Here is a 17158-nt window from a genome sequence, read left to right on the forward strand (position 1 = left end):
CGCTACCGGGAGACCACGTCGATCGGCAACGAGCTGTCGGCGCCCAGGTCCGGGTCCGACGGCGCGACGCCGGCCGTCACGAGCCGGGAGCCGAGTGCGGCGACCATCGCGCCGTTGTCGGTGCACAGCCGCCGGCTGGGCACCCGCAGCACGACGCCGGCGGCGTCGCAGCGCTCCTGGGCGACCGCGCGCAGCCGGGAGTTGGCCGCCACTCCCCCACCGATGACGAGGTGGTCCACGCCGTGGTCGCGGCAGGCGCGCACGGCCTTGGCGGTGAGCACGTCGACCACGGCCTCCTGGAAGCTCGCCGCGACGTCGGGGACGCTGACCTGCACGCCGTCGCGCTGCTGGGCCTCCACCCACCGGGCGACGGCCGTCTTCAGGCCGGAGAACGAGACGTCGTAGGCGGGGTCCCGGGGGCCGGTGAGCCCGCGCGGGAAGGCGATGGCCCGGGGGTCGCCGGCGAGGGCCTCCCGGTCGATCGGCGGTCCGCCCGGGAAGGGCAGGTCGAGCACCCGGGCCACCTTGTCGAAGGCCTCGCCGGCGGCGTCGTCGATGGTGCGGCCGAGCTCCTGGACGTCCTGGGACAGGTCGGGCACCAGCAGGATCGAGCTGTGCCCGCCGGAGACGAGCATCGCGATGCTGGGCTCGGCGAGCCGGCCGTGCTCGAGCTCGTCGACCGCGACGTGCGCGGCCAGGTGGTTCACCCCGTACAGCGGGACGCCGAGGGCGAGCGCGTACGCCTTGGCCGCCGCGACCCCGACCAGCAGCGCCCCGGTCAGCCCGGGGCCGCTGGTGACCGCGACGGCGTCGACGTCCCCGAGGGTCACCCCGGCGTCGGCGAGCGCCCGGTGCACGGTCGGCACCATGGCCTCCAGGTGCGCCCGCGAGGCGATCTCGGGGACGACGCCGCCGAAGCGCTCGTGCGCGGGGCTCGAGGTGGCCAGGGCGTCCGACAGCAGGGTGTGCCCACGGACCAGGCCGATGCCGGTCTCGTCGCAGCTGGTCTCGAACCCCAGGACCAGTGGCTGCTCAGCCACGTCGCATCACCACCGCGTCCTCGCCGCTGTTCGGGTAGTAGTGGGGCCGCACGCCGATGGGCACGAACCCGCGCCGGGCGTACAGCCCCTGGGTGGCCTCGTCCGACGCCCGCACCTCCAGCAGGACGACGGGGCTGCGCCGGTCGGCCTCGGCCAGCAGCGCGTCGAGCAGCCGCCCGCCGATGCCCTCGCCCTGCCGGGCGCCGGTGACGCCGATGGTGGCCACGTGCGCCTCGTCGGGGTAGGCGATCAGGCCGGCGTAGCCGACCACCTCGCCCTCGTCGACGGCCACGGTGTAGCTGCGGGTGTCGGTCATCCCCAGCTCCTCCAAGTACATGGCCCGGGTCCAGGTGTCGGGGGCGAAGAGCTCGTCCTCCAGCCGCATCACGGCGGTGAGGTCGTCGCGGGTCATCGGCCGCAGCTCGGTCACCGGGTCACCGGCTTGCGCACCACGTTCGGCACGGCGTCGGGGCGGCGCAGGTAGAGCGGGGTCAGCGGCGCGGGCGGGCCGGCCGGGATCGAGCGCAGCAGTCCGGCGGTGGTCACCTCGGCGGGCACGACCTCGCGGCCCAGCCGGTCGGCGAAGCGGGCGTCGCCCACCACGGGCAGGTCGGGCAGGTCCAATTCCTCGGGCCGGCCGACCCCCGGCTCGCCCAGCGGGGCGCCGTCGTGGGCGCGCCAGTAGACCTCCTTGCGGCGGGCGTCGGTGACGACCACCCGCGGGCCCTCGCCCACGGCGTCCAGCGAGCAGACCCCGTGCACGGGGACGCCGACGACGTCGCCCAGCGCGGCCGCGGTCACGATGCCCACCCGCAGCCCGGTGTAGGGCCCGGGCCCCAGCCCGACGACGACCCGGCCGAGGTCGGCGAGCGCGACGCCGGCGCGGGCCAGCACGTCGGTCACCGTCGGGGTCAGCAGCTCGGCGTGCCGGGTGCCCGAGGGCACCCCGGCCTCGGCCAGCACCCGGTCGCCGTCGGCGACGCCGACCACGAGGGTCGGCGTCGCGGTGTCGATCGCCAGGGTGAGCACGACCGACCAGGTTAGCCGTGCCCGGTTTCCCGCGTCGCCGGGTGATGCGTTGGTGCGTTGGTGCGACCTATCCTCGTCGCATGCGGACCACCCTGGACCTCGATGCCGACGTCCTGGAGGCCGCGCGGCAGCTGGCCGGGGAGTCGCGCCGTTCACTGGGCTCGGTCCTGTCCGAGCTCGCACGGCGTGGGTTGACCCCGGCCCGGGTCGACGCCAGCGGCGACCTCCCGGTCATCCGGGTCCCAGCCGGCACGCCGGCGATCACCCCGGAGATGGTCGCCCGCGCCCTCGACGAGGACTGATCCGCGCGTGACGCTGCTCGACGTGAACGTCTTGGTGGCCCTGGCCTGGGACTCCCACGTGCACCACCTCGCCGCCCGGCAGTGGTTCGTCGCGAACGCCCCGGCCGGGTGGTCGACCTGCTCGACCACCGAGAACGGGTTCCTGCGGGTCAGCGCCAACCGTCGAGCGCTGCCGGCGGCCGTCGACCTCGCCGATGCCCGAGCCGTGCTGGCCGCGCTCCGCTCCGCGGGTCGCCACGGCTTCCTCGTCGACGACGTCTCCCCGCTCGACCCCGACATCACCCCGGTCCGCGGGCACCGGCAGGTCACCGACGCCCACCTGCTGGCCGTGGCCCGTCGAGCGGGTCAGCAGCTGGTGACCTTCGACCGGCCCCTCGGCGAGCTCGGAGCCGCGGACGTGGTGGTGCTGGCCGCTCTGGCGTGATCCGCGCTCAGGGGGCCGTGGACTCGTCGACGTCGGGCAGCTCGACCGGCCAGCGGTCGGGCTCCTCGGCCAGCGCCAGCAGGTCGGCCAGCCCGCCCGGGTAGACCGTCTCGGTGGTGGTGGCCAGCTCGGCCCGGGTCCACCAGCGGTGGCCCACGATGGTGCGCTGCTCGTCCTCGGTGTGGCCGGCGACGGACACCTCGAACGCCGGCACCCGGACGACGTAGAACGCGTCGCGCTGATCGACCACCACGTCGCTGAACCCGTGCCGGACCCGGCGCCAGGCCAGCGGTCCGTGCACCTGGGCGGGGTCGACCCGCAGGCCGGTCTCCTCGGCCAGCTCGCGGACCACCGCGGTGAGCTCGTCCTCGCCGTCGTCGATACCGCCACCGGGGGTCATCCACCAGGTGACCACCGGGTCCAGGCCCGCGTCGCTGTCGTGGAACAGCAGCACCCGGTCGGCGTCGTCGACCAGCAGCACCCGCACGGTCGACCGCTGCTTCGTCGGCCGGGGGTCCAGCCGCGCTGCCCACGACGGCCCGTGCGGCACCAGCGTCGCCGTCCGGACGTCGTCGTCGCCGCGGGTCAGCTCGACCACCAGGTGCTCGTCGACGAGCTGCTCGACCAACCCGTGGCCCCACTCCACGACGGTGATCGACTCCTCGACGGTCGCGTCGAGGTCGAGGTCGTCGACGTCGAGCAGCGAGCCCAGCCGGTAGGCGTCGACGTGCACCAGCGGCAGCCGGCCCCCGCGGTGCACCCGGGCCAGCACGAAGGTCGGCGAGGTGACCGGGCCCGGGACACCGAGGCCGGCGCCGATGCCCTGGGTGAGCGCGGTCTTGCCGGCCCCGAGCGGGCCCGACAGCACGACGAGGTCACCGGGGCGCAGCAGGCCGGCCAGCTCGACGCCGAAGGCGTGCGTGTCCTCGACCGTGGTCAGGGTGCGCCTCACCGGGCGCCCGCCCGGCGGACCAGGTCCACGACGGCCGCGGTGACCTCGTCGGGGTGCTCGAGCAGCACGAGGTGCCCCGATCGCGGCACGACGCGGTAGCGGAGGTCGCGGGCGCCGGCCGCGGTCAGCTCGGCGACGATGCGGTCGCTGTGCCCCTGCGGGATGAGCTTGTCCTCGTCGCCGGTGAGCACCAGGACGGGCAGGTTCGCCAGCGGCTCGATCGCGGCCTCGGCGTCCAGCCCGACGATCGCCGGGTAGAACTCGGCGATCACCTCGACCGGGGTGCCGCCGATCATCGCGTCCACGTAGTCGACCAGCCGCGGGTCGACGTCGGCCCGCGCGAACGACAGCGCCCGGGTGGCCCAGCTGACCACGTCGGCGGCCGACCGGCGGACCCACTCGGCGAAGGTGGGTCGGTGCCGCATCACGAACCCGGCGACCGGGAAGACGGCCGCGCGCACCCGGGTCAGCACGCCGGGCAGGCCCAGGTCGAGGTCGGCCAGCCCGCCGGCGGAGGTGGACACCAGACCCACGCCGACCACCCGCCCGCCGAACAGGTCGGGACGGCGCGCGGCCAGCTGCAGCACCGTCATCCCGCCCATCGAGTGCCCGACCAGCACCACCGGCCCGCGGGGCACCCGCGCGTCGAGCACCGACGCCAGGTCCTCGGCCAGCTGGTCGACGGTGGAGTGCGCGGCGTCCCCGCGGGCCGAGGCGCCGTGCCCGCGCTGGTCGTAGAGCACCACCCGGGCCTGCGGGGCGTGCCCGTTGCCGGTGGCCAGCTCGCGGCCGAGGTCGCGGCGCTGGAAGGTCCACGACGCCATCGACAGCGTGTAGCCGTGCACCAGGACGACGGTGAGCGGGGCGTCGCGGGGGCCGACCTCCTCGACGTGCAGCAGCACGCCGTCCGACGCCGGCACCAGCGCGGTGCGGTCGGCCGGGCGGGAGCCGACCCCCAGGGGGTCCTCGGCGCGCTGGACGTCGCCCGGCAGGTCGGTGACGTCGACGGCGTCGACGTGGGGCAGCGGCAGCGCCCCCGGGACGGGGCCGACCTTGTCGGCGCGGACGCGGGAGGACGCCGCCCGGGTGGCCGCGACGCCGACCGCGGTGCCGGCGGCGGCCAGGCCGAGCAGGCCACCGACCAGCCCGACCGTGCGGGGCTGCGGCGGCCTCACGCGGGCACCCCGGCCGACCCGGTGTAGGTGCGGGTGAACCGGCCGCCGACCCGGGTGACCAGCTCGTAGTGGATGGTGTCCAGGGCGTCGGCCCAGTCCTGCGCGGTCGGTTCGCCGGCGTCCCCGGGGCCCCACAGCACGACCGGGTCGCCGGGGGCCACGACGTCGTCGCCGAGGTCGAGCACGAACTGGTCCATGCAGACCCGCCCGGCGATGGTGCGGCGGGCGCCCGCGGCCAGCACCGGCGCCCGGTTCCCGGCTTCGCGGGGCACGCCGTCGGCGTAGCCGACCGGGACCAGCGCGAGGTTCGCGGCAGCCGCCGTGCGGTGGGTGTGGCCGTAGGAGACCCCGGTGCCGGCCGGGACGCGCTTGGTCAGCGCGACCCGGGCGCGCACCGTCATCGCCGGGCGGAGACCGTGGACGGCGGGGTCCCCGCCCAGGGGGTCCAGGCCGTACACGGCGACGCCGGGCCGGACCATGTCGTACCAGGTGTGCGGCAGCGCCACGGTCGCCGCGGAGTTGGCCAGGTGCCGGCGGGCGTCGGTGAGCCCGGCGCCCCGCGCCACCGCGGTCGCCTCCTCGAACACCGCGACCTGGGCGGCGATCGTGGGGTGGGTCGGCGCGTCGGCGTAGGCCAGGTGGCTCCACAGCCCGGTGACGACCACGTCGCCGTCGGCCTGGGCGCGCGCCGCGGCCGCGACCAGCGCGGGCCAGTCCTCGGGGGTGGCGCCCTCGCGGGAGAGGCCGGTGTCGACGAACAGCTGCACGGCGGCGGTGCGCCCGGTGGCCCGGGCGGCGTCGACCACCTCGGCCAGCGCCCACCCCGCGTTCACCGACAGCTCGACGTCGGCGGCGAGGCCGGCGGCGTAGTCGGCACCCGGGACGTGCTGCCAGGACAGCAGCGGCGCGGTGACGCCCGCGGCCCGCAGCGCCAGCGCCTCCTCGAGCACGGTGACCCCGAGCGCGTCGGCGCCCCCGGCCAGGGCGGCGCGGGCGGCCGGCACCAGGCCGTGGCCGTAGCCGTCGGCCTTGACCACGGCCATCAGCGGCCGCCCCACCCGCTCCCGCAGCACGGCGGTGTTCGCGGCGATGGCGTCCAGGTCGACGACCACCTCGGCGCGGTTCTGCACGGTCACGCCCCCGATCCTCCCAGCCCACCTCCCCGGCCGGTCGTCAGGTGCACGGCCGTCGGCAGGTGGCGCAGCAGGTCGGAGGCGATCAGCGGTCCGCCCGCCGCGGCGAGCTGACCGGCCCGGCCGTGCAGGTGCGCGCCCGCGGCCGCGGCCTCGGTGGCGTCGAGGCCGGTGGCCAGCAGGGCGCCGACGACCCCGCTGAGCACGTCGCCGGTGCCCGCGGTGGCCAGCCAGGGTGTACCGGTGCCGTTGACGAAGGTGGTGCCGTCGGGCCCGGCGACCACCGTCGCGTCGCCCTTGAGCAGCACGGTGACCCCCAGGTCGCGCGCCGCGGACCGGGCCGCCCCGACGCGGTCGCCGCCCAGCTCCCACCCGAAGCGGGTGAACTCGCGGTCGTGCGGGGTGAGCACGGTGGGCGCCGACCGGTCGTGGGCCAGCTCGGGCGAGGCGGCCAACAGGGTCAGGGCGTCGGCGTCGACCAGCACCGGCAGCTCGGTGGCCAGCACCTCGGCCAGCACGCTGCGGGCCTCGTCGTCGGTGCCCGCCCCGGGACCGACCACCCAGGCCTGCACGCGCCCGGCGTCGGCTGGCCGGCCGTCGGTGACGATCGCCTCCGGCCACGCCGCGCGCACGCCCTCGGCAGCGGTGCCGGCGTAGCGGACCAGGCCCGGCCGGGTGCGCAACGCGGCCCCGGTGCACAGCACAGCCGCCCCGGGGTAGGTCGCGGAGCCGGCGTGGACGCCGACCACGCCCCGGGAGTACTTGTCGTCGCCGGCGCCGGGGTCGGGCAGGCGGGCGGCCACGTCGGGGTCGCCGAACCGCCGGGCCGACGGGGCGCCGAGCTCCAGGCCGAGGTCGACCAGGTGGACGACCCCGGCGTACCCGCGCCCCTCGCCCACCACCAGCCCCGGCTTGACCGCGCCGAAGGTGACGGTGTGCTGCGCCGGGAACGCCTCACCGGGCACCGCGCCGGTGTCGGCGTCGACCCCGCTGGGGACGTCGACGGCCACCAGCAGGCCCGGCCCGGCCACGGCGTCGGCGACGGCTGCGGCCGCCGTGGGCCGCAGCCCGCCGCGCCCGCCGATGCCGGTGATCCCGTCGAGCACGAGGTCGGCCCGGTCCGACCCGGCGGCGTCGGGTGCGGTGACCACCCGGGCCCCGGCCCGGCGCAGCGCGGCCAGGCCCGCGGGGTGTGCCCGGTCGGGGTCGAGCAGCAGCGCGGTGACCGCCGCTCCCCGCCGGGCGAGGATCGCCCCGGCCCACAGCGCGTCGCCCCCGTTGTTGCCGGCCCCCACCAGCAGGGTGACCCGCAACCCGACGGCGCGGCCGGCCAGCCGCAGGCACACCGTGGCCAACCCGGTCGCGGCGCGCTGCATCAGGGCACCCTCCGGGGTCCGGGCCAGGACGACGGCCTCGGCCGCCCGCACCTGGTCGGCCGTGTACAGCCCAGTCACCGGTCCCGCTCCGCGATCACCACGGCCGAGGCGATGCCCCCGTCGTGGCTCAGCGACACGTGCCAGGTCGTCACCCCGAGCTCGGCGGCCCGGGCGGCCACGGTGCCGCGCACGGCCAGCAGGGGCCGGCCGTGGTCGCCGACGGTCACCTCGGCGTCGTGCCAGTGCAGGTCCCCCGGGGCGCCGAGCGCCTTGGCCAGCGCCTCCTTGGCCGCGAACCGGGCGGCCAGGGACTCACCGGTGCGTGGTGCCCCCGACGGGGTGACCTGCTCCGCAGCGGTGAACAGCCGGTCGCGCAACCCCGGCGTGCGGGTGAGCGAGGCGGCGAACCGCTCGACCGGGCACACGTCGATGCCCACCCCCACGATCACCGGAACCCGCTGGACCGGCCTCGTCGCAGGGGCCCACGACGTGCGGAGCGCGTCGTGGGGGGCGACGAGGTCCTTCTGTTCACTCGACGGTGACGGACTTGGCCAGGTTGCGGGGCATGTCGACGTCCAGGCCGCGGGTGTCGGCGATCTCGCACGCCAGCACCTGCAGCGGCACCGTGGTCACCACCGGCGCGAGCAGGGTCGGCGTGCGCGGCACCCGGATGACGTGGTCGGCGTAGGGCACCACGTCGTCGTCGCCCTCCTCGGCGATGACGATCGTGCGCGCCCCCCGGGCCCGCACCTCCTGGATGTTGGAGACGACCTTGCCGTGCAGCGACTCCCGGCCGTGCGGCGAGGGCGCGACCACCACCACCGGGGTGCCCTGGCCGATGAGCGCGATGGACCCGTGCTTGAGCTCGCCGGCGGCGAACCCCTCGGCGTGGATGTAGGCCAGCTCCTTGAGCTTCAGCGCACCCTCCAGCGCCACCGGGTAGCCCACGTGGCGACCCAGGAACAGGACCGTGGACTCGGTGGCCAGCGACCGGCCCAGCTCGCGCACCTCCTCGACCCCGGCCAGCACCTCGCGCACCTGGTCGGGCAGCTTGCGCAGCTCGGCCACGACGGCGGCGACCTCGTCCTCGTACTTCAGCCCGCGCACCTGGGCCAGGAACAGCCCGACCAGGTAGCAGGCCACGACCTGGGTGAGGAACCCCTTGGTCGAGGCGACGGCGACCTCGGGCCCGGCCCGGGTGTAGAGGACGGCGTCGGACTCGCGCGGGATGGTCGAGCCGTTGGCGTTGCAGATCGCCAGCACCCGGGCCTGCTGCTCCTTGGCGTGCCGCAGGGCCATGAGGGTGTCCATGGTCTCGCCGGACTGCGAGATGACGACCACCAGCGTGGACCGGTCGAGCACGGGGTCGCGGTAGCGGAACTCGCTGGCCAGCTCGACCTCGACCGGGATGCGGGTCCAGTGCTCGATGGCGTACTTGGCGATCAGCCCGGCGTGGTAGGCCGTGCCGCAGGCGATGACGAAGACCTTGGTGATGCCCCGGAGGTCCTCGTCGGAGATCCGCACCTCGTCGAGCACGATCTCGCCGCGGTCGCCCAGGCGGCCCAGGAGCGTGTCCGCGACGGCCTGCGGCTGCTCGTCGATCTCCTTGAGCATGAACCAGTCGTAGCCGGCCTTGCCGGCCGCCTCGGCGTCCCAGTCCACCGTGTAGGCGGTGGGCTCGACCCGGCCGCCGGCGAAGTCGGTGACGGTGACGCCCCGGCTGCGGTCGATCTCCACGACCTGGTCCTGGCCGAGCTCGAGGGCGTTGCGGGTGTGGCCGATGAACGCCGCGACGTCGGAGCCCAGGAAGTACTCCCCGTCGCCGACCCCGGCGACCAGCGGGGAGTTGCGGCGGGAGGCGACGAGGGTGTCGGGCTCGGCCACGTGGCTGGCGACGAGGGTGAAGGCGCCCTCCAGCCGCCGCGAGACCTGCCGCATGGCCTCGGCGAGGCGGCCCTCGCCGGCGGGGAGGGTGGGGTAGACCGCGGCGAGCAGGTGGGCCACGACCTCGGTGTCGGTCTCGGAGGAGAACTCGACGCCGGTGGCCTCGACCTCGGCGCGCAGCGCGGCGAAGTTCTCGATGATGCCGTTGTGGATGACCGCCACGGAGCCGTCCGCGGACACGTGGGGGTGCGCGTTGCGGTCGGTCGGCCCGCCGTGGGTGGCCCAGCGGGTGTGCCCGATGCCGATGGTGGCCGGCGGGAGCGCCTGCTCGGCGAGCTCCTTCTCGAGGTTGGCCACCTTGCCGGCCTTCTTGGCCCAGGACAGCTCGCCGTCGGCCAGCACGGCCACCCCGGCCGAGTCGTAGCCCCGGTACTCCAGGCGCCGCAGGCCCTCGAGCACCACGTCCAACGCGTTCCGGGGACCGACGTACCCCACGATGCCGCACATGGGCACCGACAATACGTGTCCTGGACCGGCCTCAGACGGCGGCGACGACCTCGGCCAGCCGGTGGGCGACGGTGTCCGCCTGCTCCTGGGTGGGTGCCTCGACCATCACCCGCACGAGCTGCTCGGTGCCCGAGGGGCGCAGCAGCACCCGGCCGCTCTCACCCAGCTCCTCCTCGACCGCGTTGACCGCCCGGGCGACGTCGTCGCTCTCGCTGACCGCGATGCGGTCGGCGACGGGCACGTTCACCAGCACCTGGGGCAGCTTGCGGACCACGGAGGCCAGCTCGCCGAGCGACGACCCGGTCTCGGCCGTGCGGGCCATGAGCATGAGGCCGGTCAGCAGGCCGTCGCCGGTGGTGGCGTGGTCGAGGAACACCAGGTGCCCGCTCTGCTCCCCGCCCAGCGACAGGCCGCGCTGGCGCAGCGTCTCGAGCACGTAGCGGTCGCCGACCGCGGTGGTGGCGACGGAGATGCCCGCCGCGCGCATGGTGTGGTGGAAGCCCAGGTTGCTCATCACGGTGGCGACCACGGTGTCCCCGGCCAGCTGGCCGGCGGCGTGCAGCCCCAGGGCGCACACCGCGAGGATGCCGTCGCCGTCGACGACGTCGCCGTCGGCGGTGACGGCCAGGCAGCGGTCGGCGTCGCCGTCGTGCGCCAGGCCGAGGTCGGCCCCGGTCTCGCGGACGGCGGCCTGCAGCGGGCCCAGGTGGGTGGAGCCGACGCCGTCGTTGATGTTCCAGCCGTCGGGCTCGGCACCGATGACGTGCACGGTGGCCCCGGCGCGCCGGTAGACCTCCGGCGCCAGCGCGCTGGCCGCGCCGTGCGCGCAGTCGACGACCACGGTCACGCCGGCCAGCGAACCGGGGACGGCGGCCAGCAGGTGGTCGGCGTAGCGGGCGCCCGCGTCGGCGACGTCGTGGACCCGGCCCACGTCGGCCCCGGTCGGGCGCGGGGCGCGGTCACCGGCTCGCCGGTCGTGCCCCGCGCCGAGGGAGACCCCGCGCTCGACGGCGGCCTCGACCGCGTCGGGCAGCTTGTGCCCGCCGCGGGAGAACAGCTTGATGCCGTTGTCGGGCATCGGGTTGTGGCTGGCCGACAGCATCACGCCCAGGTCGGCGTCGAGCACGCCGGTGAGGTGGGCGACGGCCGGGGTGGGCAGCACGCCCACCCGCAGCACCTCGGCGCCGGCGCTGGTCAGGCCCGCGACGACCGCGGCCTCGAGCATCTCCCCGCTCGCGCGGGGGTCCCGGCCGACGACCGCGACGGGACGCGAGGTCCCGTCGCGGTCGGCGAGCACGCCGGCGGCGGCACGTGCCACCGACAGGGCCAACTCCGGCGTGAGGTCGGCGTTGGCCCGACCCCGGACGCCGTCGGTGCCGAAGAGGCGACCCACGGCGACGCGGTCAGCGCTTCGAGTACTGAGGCGCCTTGCGGGCCTTCTTCAGGCCGTACTTCTTGCGCTCGGTGACGCGGGCGTCGCGGGTGAGGAACCCGGCGCGCTTGAGGGCCGGGCGGTCCTCGGGCTCGACCTCGATGAGGGCCCGGGCGATGGCCAGGCGCAGGGCACCGGCCTGCCCGGAGACGCCGCCACCCTTGAGCAGGCCGACGACGTCGTAGGTCTCGCCCTTCTCCAGGATCACCAGGGGCTCACGGATGAGCTGCTGGTGCACCTTGTTGGGGAAGTACTCCTCGATGGTCCGGCCGTTGAGCCGGAACTGGCCGGTGCCGGGCAGCAGACGCACCCGTACGACGGCCTCCTTGCGACGGCCGACGGTCTGCACGGGGCGGCCGTCGGCGTCGGTGACGTTCTGGGCCGTGAGGGGGGTGGTCACTGGGACACCTGCTTGATCTCGAAGGGCTGGGGCTGCTGGGCGGCGTGCGGGTGCTCGGGCCCGGCGTACACCTTGAGCTTGGACAGCATCTGACGGCCCAGGGAGTTGTGCGGCAGCATGCCCTTCACGGCGCGCTCGACCACGCGGTCGGGGCGGGTCTGGATCTCGTCGCCCACGTTGATGGCGGTGAGCCCACCCGGGTAGCCCGAGTGCCGGTAGGCGGTCTTCGCGTCGCGCTTGGACCCGGTCAGGGCCACCTTGCCCGCGTTGATGACGACGACGAAGTCGCCGGCGTCGACGTGCGGTGCGAACTGCGGCTTGTGCTTGCCGCGCAGCAGCTGCGCGGTCTGGCTGGCCAGTCGACCGAGCACCACGTCGGTGGCGTCGATGACGTGCCAGGCCCGGGTGATGTCACCGGGCTTGGGGGTGTACGTGCGCACGGGTATGCCCACTTCCTCGTCGTCGGGTGGCTGGTGGTTCGCCCCACCGAGCACGGGGGACGGAACGCAGGCGCGCGGGCACCAGCCGGCTGCGCACGCCGGTCGACGACGATACCAGCCGGGTCGGCCGGGCCGGTCAGCCGTCGATGAGGTCCCGCTGCTGCGGGAGCAGCGCATCCATGGGGGCGTAGTCGTCGACCGCGTCGAGGCCCTGGATGTCGACGCTGGCCAGGTAGCTGCCGTACCCCACGTAGCAGCGCTGCGCGACGTTGCCCGGGCCGTTCTCGAACACGAAGCAGGGCGCCTCGGGGATGGCCGGCAGCGTGAACGGCGTGCCGCCGAACGCGGTGGCCTCGAGCTGGGCGAAGCCCTCGTACACGGCGTTGGTCTGCGCCGAGGTGGGGAAGGTGTAGAGGGAGACGGCGTAGTCGCGCGAGGCCGCCTCGTCGTAGGTGGTCCGGTAGAACACGCCGCCGAAGCCGTTGGCGGTGAGCAGGTCGCGCTCGACGACGGGGTCGATGGCCAGCCGCAGGTAGCCCTCGAGGTCGTAGGAACCGGTGAACCGGGTCGGGTCCCCGGGGGTGCGGAGGGCGTAGGGCCCCAGGCCCAGGGGGTCGGTGGGCAGGTCGGGCACCTGGTCCTGCGGGGTGGGCGCGAAGCCCTCGAGCAGCCCGAGCTGGTCCCGGACCTGGGCCGTGACCAGGTCCGGCGCCGAACCGGCCGGGGCGTCGAGGTAGACGTAGACGAGCATGCGGCCGCTGGGCACCCACACGTCGACGGTGTCGGTGGGGGCACCGGCGGTGTCCGAGCCGCCGGCCGACAACGACCCGCTCGCCCCGAGGTCGGGCAGCTCCACCGGCTGCCGGTCCCCGCTGCCCTGGTCCAGCGCCAGGGTGGTGAGCGCCGCGGCGGCCGCCGCGGCGGAGTCCGGGTCGCTCATCTCCGAGACCAGCACCAGCGTGGCGTTGCCGGCTGCGTCCTGGCCGCAGGTGCCCCAGCCGACGACGAACCCCCAGCGGTCCAGCTCCTGCTCGACCCGGCCGTCGCCGAAGTAGAGGCCGTCGACCCCGCTCGCCGAGCCGAACGGCCCGGTGGGGAAGCACGACCCGGTGCGGTCGGGGGTGATGGCCACCGGCAGCGAGGTGACCCCGGCGATCCGGCGCGCCTCGGCCCCGGTGCCCGGGCCGACGGGGGGCGCGGGCGTCACCTGGCCGGTGGGGCCCGCGCTCGGGCTGGGGGACGTGCTGACCGAGGGGGCGCCGGTGGTGGGCGCGGGGCTCGCCGAACCCGTCACCGTGCTGGTGCACCCGGCGGCGAGCAGCGCGGCCGCCAGCAGCCCCGCCAGCCGCACGGACGGGGCACGGCGCACGCTCAGCACACGCCGACCCTAGTGGGTCGGCGTGGCCCCCGGCCCGCGCAGGACCCCGCTCAGACCACCTCGCGCAGCAGCCCGGTGGTGACGTCGTAGACCGTGCCGCGGGCCTCGTGGGAGGCCAGGTAGGGGGTGCTGCGCAGCACGGCCAGGGAGTGCCGCACGTCGGCGTCGAGGTCGGTGAAGGTGCGTCCGGCCCACGGCGGGCGGTGCCCGGTGGCCTGCTCGACGACGTCGGCCAGGCCGCGGTCGTCGGTCGTCTGCATCCCGCAGTCGGTGTGGTGCACCAGCACCGTCTCGCGGGTGCCCAGCAGGTGCTGGGAGATCGTCAGGGAACGCAGCGTGTCCTCGGTGATGATGCCGCCGGCGTTGCGGATGACGTGCGCGTCGCCCACCTCGAGCCCCAGCAGCTGGAACAGCGGCATGCGCGAGTCCATGCACGCGATGACGGCCACCTTGCGGGCCGGCGCGACCGGCCGTGACCCGGGGAACCGCCTGGCCCAGTCGGCGTTGGCGGCCAGCATCCGGTCGATCTCCGTCACGTGCACCCCTCGTCCCGTCGCGTCCTGCGGCTCCACCTCGGGAGCAGGGGGAACCTAGCGCCGCCCCCCGCACCGCGCACCACGCATGGGTGAGGATGTGGCGGTGGACACCGCAGCAGGACGCCGTCGCACGGTCGAGGAGCACCGGGCGGTCGTCGCCGCGCTGCTGGCCGGTTGCTCCCCCGGCACCGAGGAGGTCCCGGTCGCCGAGGCCGCCGGACGGGTGCTGGCCGAGGACGTGCTGGCCGCCGTGCCCCTGCCGGTCTTCACCAACTCGGCCATGGACGGCTACGCCGCCCGCTGGGCCGACGTCGGCGGGGCGAGCGCGGGTGCGCCGGTGCGCCTCCCGGTGGCCGCCGACCTGCCCGCCGGGCGCACCGAGGTCCCGCCGCTGGAGCCGGGGACGGTGCACCGCATCATGACCGGCGCCCCCCTGCCCGACGGCGCCGACGTCGTCGTGCCGGTGGAGTCCACCGACGGCGGGACGGCGACGGTGGCCATCAGCGGGGCACCCGCGGCCGGCACGTTCCTGCGGCACGCCGGCGAGGACCTCGCGGCCGGGGCCACGGCGCTGCCCGCCGGGACCGTGCTCGGGCCGGCGCAGCTGGGCCTGGCGGCCTCGGTCGGGCGGGCCGCGGTCGTCGTCCGGCGCCGCCCGCGGGTGCTGGTGCTGTCCACCGGGAGCGAGCTGGTGGCCCCCGGGGAGCCGTTGGCCCACGGGCAGATCCACGAGTCCAACTCGCTCGTGCTGGCCGCTGCCGTGACGGCCGCGGGCGGCGCGGCGCGCACCCTGCACTTCGTCCCCGACGACGTCGACCAGTTCCTGACCACCGTGCGCGCCGAGCTCGCCTCGGCCGACGTGCTCGTCACCAGCGGCGGGGTCAGCATGGGCGCCTACGAGGTGGTCAAGGACGCCCTCGGGGCGCTGGGCACCGTCGAGTTCGTCGGGGTGGCCATGCAGCCCGGCGGACCGCAGGGTGCCGGCACGGTGGACGGCGTCCCGGTGGTCACCCTGCCGGGCAACCCGGTCAGCTCCTTCGTGTCGTTCGAGGTGTTCGTCCGCCCGGCGCTGCGGGCCGCGCTCGGCGTACCCGGGCCCGACCGGGTGGAGCTGACCGCGCGGCTGGCCGGCCCGCTCACCTCACCGGCCGGACGGCGGCAGTACCTGCGCGGCCGGTTCAGCTCGGGCACGGTGGAGCTGGTGGGCGGGGCCGGGTCGCACCTGGTCGCCCACCTCGCCCGCGCCGACTGCCTGGTCGTCGTCCCCGAGGACGTCACCGAGCTGCCGGCCGGCGGCGAGGTCCAGGTCGTGCTGATCGGAGGAGCCCTGCAGTGAGCACCGGATTCACCCACCTCGACGCCGCCGGCGCGGCCCGCATGGTCGACGTCACCGCCAAGGCCGTCACCGCCCGCACGGCCACCGCGGCCGGGCGCGTGCTGGTGAGCCCCGAGGTGGTGGCCCTGCTGCGCGGGGAGGGCGTGCCCAAGGGCGACGCGATCGCCGTCGCCCGCATCGCCGGCATCGCCGGGGCCAAGCGCACACCCGACCTGGTCCCCCTGTGCCACCCCATCGCGCTGCACGGGGTCACCGTCGACCTCGAGGTCACCGACGAGGCGGTGGAGATCACCGCGACCGCGCGCACCGCCGACCGCACCGGCGTGGAGATGGAGGCGCTGACCTCCGTCGCCGTGGCCGGCCTGACGGTCATCGACATGGTCAAGGCCGTCGACCCGCGGGCGACCGTCACCGACGTCCGCCTGCTGGCCAAGTCCGGCGGCAAGAAGGGCGACTGGGTCCGGTGACGCTGCCCCCGGGTGCCCGCGCCGTCGTGGTCACCGCCTCCAACCGGGCCTCCGCCGGGGTCTACCCCGACCGCTCCGGGCAGGCCCTGGCCGCCGGCCTGCGCGAGCTGGGCTTCGAGGTGGCGGGCCCGCACGTGCACCCCGACGACGTCGACGTCCTGGCCGCGGCCCTGCGCGACGCGGTCGCCTCGGGCGCGGACCTGGTGGTCACCACCGGCGGCACCGGCCTGACCCCCACCGACGTCACCCCCGAGGCCACCCGCCGGGTGCTCGAGCGCGAGGCCCCCGGCATCGCCGAGGCGGTCCGCCGCCACGGCCAGCCCACCGTGCCCACCGCCGTCCTCTCCCGCGGGCTGGCCGGGACCGCCGGCCGCACCCTGGTGGTCAACCTGCCGGGGTCCACCGGCGGCGTGCGGGACGGCCTCGCGGTGCTCGGGCCGCTGCTCCCCCACGTGGTCAGCCAGCTGCGGGGCGGCGACCACCCCGGGCCCTGATCAGCTCCCCTGGCCGACCCGGTGGGTCCCCGCGTACACGTTGCAGCCGTCGCCGCGGAGGAACCCGACCAGGGTGGTCCCGGTGGACTCGGCGAGCTCGACGGCCAGCGAACTGGCGGCCGACACGGCCGCCAGCACCGGGATGCCGGCCATCGCCGACTTCTGCAGCAGCTCGAAGCTGGTGCGCCCGCTGACCATCAGCACCTGCCCGGCCAGCGGCAGCCGCCCCTGCCGGACGGCGTCCCCCACCACCTTGTCGACCGCGTTGTGCCGGCCCACGTCCTCGCGGACGCAGACCAGCTCGCCCTCGGCGGTGAACAGGCCGGCGGCGTGCAGCCCACCGGTCTTCTCGAACACCTCCTGCGCGGCCCGCAGCCGGTCGGGCAGGGCGAGGAGGGTGTCGACCCCGACCCGCACGGGGTCGGCGGCGACGTCGAAGCGGGTCCTGGTGCGGATGGCGTCGATGCTGGCCTTGCCGCAGACCCCGCACGAGCTGGTCGTGTAGAAGTTCCGGTCCAGGGCGGTGTCGGGCACCGGCACGCCGGGGGCGAGGTCCACGTCGACGACGTTGTAGGTGTTGCGGCCCTCGTCGTCGACCGAGTCGCAGTAGCGCAGTGCGGCCACGTCGGCCCGCGAGGCGATGACGCCCTCGGTGAGCAGGAACCCGTGCACGAGGTCGAAGTCGTCACCGGGCGTGCGCATGGTGACCGCCAGCGGCCTGCCGTCGAGCCGGATCTCCAGCGGCTCCTCGCTGGCCACGGTGTCCGGCCGCGTGCTGCGGTGCGGCCCGCGGATGCGCAGCACCGGCGTTCGGGCGGTCACTCGTCCCACGTCGGCGACGGTACCCACCTAC

The 17158-nt window shown here is 75.8% G+C and carries 20 protein-coding genes; 5 read left to right on the plus strand and 15 right to left on the minus strand.

Annotated features, from left to right (window positions below; translation table 11 throughout):
- Positions 1–2: 2 nt before the first annotated feature.
- Genes tsaD through tsaB form a run of 3 tightly spaced genes read right to left on the minus strand, consistent with a single transcriptional unit; the run spans position 3 to position 2069 of the window.
- Positions 3–1040 carry a tRNA (adenosine(37)-N6)-threonylcarbamoyltransferase complex transferase subunit TsaD gene (gene tsaD, locus TEK04_RS11800; protein WP_336404543.1) on the minus strand — a complete coding sequence of 346 codons (1038 nt, stop codon included), beginning with the start codon at positions 1038–1040 and terminating at the stop codon, positions 3–5.
- Positions 1033–1470 carry a ribosomal protein S18-alanine N-acetyltransferase gene (rimI, locus tag TEK04_RS11805; RefSeq protein ID WP_336404544.1) on the minus strand — a complete coding sequence of 146 codons (438 nt, stop codon included), beginning with the start codon at positions 1468–1470 and terminating at the stop codon, positions 1033–1035. Before rimI ends, tsaD begins: the two co-directional genes overlap by 8 nt.
- A complete protein-coding gene (gene tsaB / locus TEK04_RS11810) occupies positions 1467–2069 on the minus strand; it encodes a tRNA (adenosine(37)-N6)-threonylcarbamoyltransferase complex dimerization subunit type 1 TsaB (RefSeq protein WP_336404545.1) in 603 nt (200 codons plus the stop codon). Before tsaB ends, rimI begins: the two co-directional genes overlap by 4 nt.
- 80 nt (positions 2070–2149) lie before the next feature.
- Between tsaB and TEK04_RS11815 the strand changes: the two genes are divergently transcribed.
- Together TEK04_RS11815 and TEK04_RS11820 are read left to right on the plus strand one after the other, a co-directional pair.
- Complete coding sequence (locus TEK04_RS11815) at positions 2150–2371, plus strand: antitoxin (protein WP_336404546.1); 222 nt, start codon at positions 2150–2152, stop codon at positions 2369–2371.
- 7 nt (positions 2372–2378) lie between these two features.
- Positions 2379–2795: a TA system VapC family ribonuclease toxin gene (locus TEK04_RS11820; RefSeq protein ID WP_336404547.1), complete on the plus strand. Its 417-nt coding sequence runs from the start codon at positions 2379–2381 to the stop codon at positions 2793–2795.
- 7 nt (positions 2796–2802) lie between these two features.
- Here the strand turns inward: TEK04_RS11820 and tsaE are convergent, their stop codons facing one another.
- From tsaE to TEK04_RS11875, 11 genes are all read right to left on the minus strand, one after another.
- Positions 2803–3747, minus strand: coding sequence for a tRNA (adenosine(37)-N6)-threonylcarbamoyltransferase complex ATPase subunit type 1 TsaE (gene tsaE, locus TEK04_RS11825; protein WP_336404548.1), 945 nt, complete (start codon positions 3745–3747; stop codon positions 2803–2805).
- Complete coding sequence (locus tag TEK04_RS11830; protein ID WP_336404549.1) at positions 3744–4922, minus strand: alpha/beta fold hydrolase; 1179 nt, start codon at positions 4920–4922, stop codon at positions 3744–3746. Before TEK04_RS11830 ends, tsaE begins: the two co-directional genes overlap by 4 nt.
- On the minus strand, positions 4919–6058 hold the full coding sequence (alr, locus tag TEK04_RS11835; RefSeq protein ID WP_336404550.1) for an alanine racemase: 1140 nt from the start codon (positions 6056–6058) through the stop codon (positions 4919–4921). Before alr ends, TEK04_RS11830 begins: the two co-directional genes overlap by 4 nt.
- On the minus strand, positions 6055–7509 hold the full coding sequence (locus TEK04_RS11840; protein ID WP_336404551.1) for an NAD(P)H-hydrate dehydratase: 1455 nt from the start codon (positions 7507–7509) through the stop codon (positions 6055–6057). The genes alr and TEK04_RS11840 overlap by 4 nt, the downstream gene beginning before the upstream one ends.
- On the minus strand, positions 7506–7880 hold the full coding sequence (locus TEK04_RS11845) for a holo-ACP synthase (RefSeq protein ID WP_336404552.1): 375 nt from the start codon (positions 7878–7880) through the stop codon (positions 7506–7508). The genes TEK04_RS11840 and TEK04_RS11845 overlap by 4 nt, the downstream gene beginning before the upstream one ends.
- A gap of 79 nt (positions 7881–7959) precedes the next feature.
- A complete protein-coding gene (gene glmS, locus TEK04_RS11850; protein ID WP_336404553.1) occupies positions 7960–9822 on the minus strand; it encodes a glutamine--fructose-6-phosphate transaminase (isomerizing) in 1863 nt (620 codons plus the stop codon).
- A gap of 31 nt (positions 9823–9853) precedes the next feature.
- Positions 9854–11215, minus strand: coding sequence for a phosphoglucosamine mutase (gene glmM, locus TEK04_RS11855; RefSeq protein WP_336404554.1), 1362 nt, complete (start codon positions 11213–11215; stop codon positions 9854–9856).
- Between the two features lie 10 nt (positions 11216–11225).
- A complete protein-coding gene (gene rpsI / locus TEK04_RS11860; RefSeq protein WP_432277336.1) occupies positions 11226–11654 on the minus strand; it encodes a 30S ribosomal protein S9 in 429 nt (142 codons plus the stop codon).
- On the minus strand, positions 11651–12094 hold the full coding sequence (gene rplM, locus TEK04_RS11865; RefSeq protein WP_336404555.1) for a 50S ribosomal protein L13: 444 nt from the start codon (positions 12092–12094) through the stop codon (positions 11651–11653). Before rplM ends, rpsI begins: the two co-directional genes overlap by 4 nt.
- Before the next feature lie 136 nt (positions 12095–12230).
- On the minus strand, positions 12231–13472 hold the full coding sequence (locus TEK04_RS11870; protein ID WP_336404556.1) for a DUF7373 family lipoprotein: 1242 nt from the start codon (positions 13470–13472) through the stop codon (positions 12231–12233).
- A 50-nt stretch (positions 13473–13522) separates the two neighbouring features.
- On the minus strand, positions 13523–14008 hold the full coding sequence (locus TEK04_RS11875; RefSeq protein WP_336404557.1) for a beta-class carbonic anhydrase: 486 nt from the start codon (positions 14006–14008) through the stop codon (positions 13523–13525).
- A 103-nt stretch (positions 14009–14111) separates the two neighbouring features.
- Between TEK04_RS11875 and moeA the strand changes: the two genes are divergently transcribed.
- From moeA to TEK04_RS11890, 3 genes are read left to right on the plus strand one after another with little or no spacing between them, the layout of a single operon-like run.
- Positions 14112–15344 carry a molybdopterin molybdotransferase MoeA gene (moeA, locus tag TEK04_RS11880; RefSeq protein WP_336404558.1) on the plus strand — a complete coding sequence of 411 codons (1233 nt, stop codon included), beginning with the start codon at positions 14112–14114 and terminating at the stop codon, positions 15342–15344.
- Positions 15341–15811 carry a cyclic pyranopterin monophosphate synthase MoaC gene (gene moaC, locus TEK04_RS11885; RefSeq protein WP_336404559.1) on the plus strand — a complete coding sequence of 157 codons (471 nt, stop codon included), beginning with the start codon at positions 15341–15343 and terminating at the stop codon, positions 15809–15811. Before moeA ends, moaC begins: the two co-directional genes overlap by 4 nt.
- A complete protein-coding gene (locus TEK04_RS11890; protein ID WP_336404560.1) occupies positions 15808–16305 on the plus strand; it encodes a MogA/MoaB family molybdenum cofactor biosynthesis protein in 498 nt (165 codons plus the stop codon). Before moaC ends, TEK04_RS11890 begins: the two co-directional genes overlap by 4 nt.
- Here TEK04_RS11890 and fdhD read toward each other — a convergent pair whose 3' ends face one another.
- Positions 16306–17136: a formate dehydrogenase accessory sulfurtransferase FdhD gene (gene fdhD, locus TEK04_RS11895; RefSeq protein WP_336404561.1), complete on the minus strand. Its 831-nt coding sequence runs from the start codon at positions 17134–17136 to the stop codon at positions 16306–16308.
- Positions 17137–17158 lie beyond the last annotated feature (22 nt).

Source organism: Klenkia sesuvii, from assembly GCF_037083825.1.
Taxonomy (GTDB): domain Bacteria; phylum Actinomycetota; class Actinomycetes; order Mycobacteriales; family Geodermatophilaceae; genus Klenkia; species Klenkia sesuvii.

What these genes read in the sequence shown, in the direction of transcription:
- TEK04_RS11815 (WP_336404546.1), top strand. Translation starts at nt 2,150, where the DNA reads ATGCGGACCACCCTGGACCTCGATGCCGACGTCCTGGAGGCCGCGCGG.
- glmS (WP_336404553.1), bottom strand. Translation starts at nt 9,822, where the DNA reads ATGTGCGGCATCGTGGGGTACGTCGGTCCCCGGAACGCGTTGGACGTG.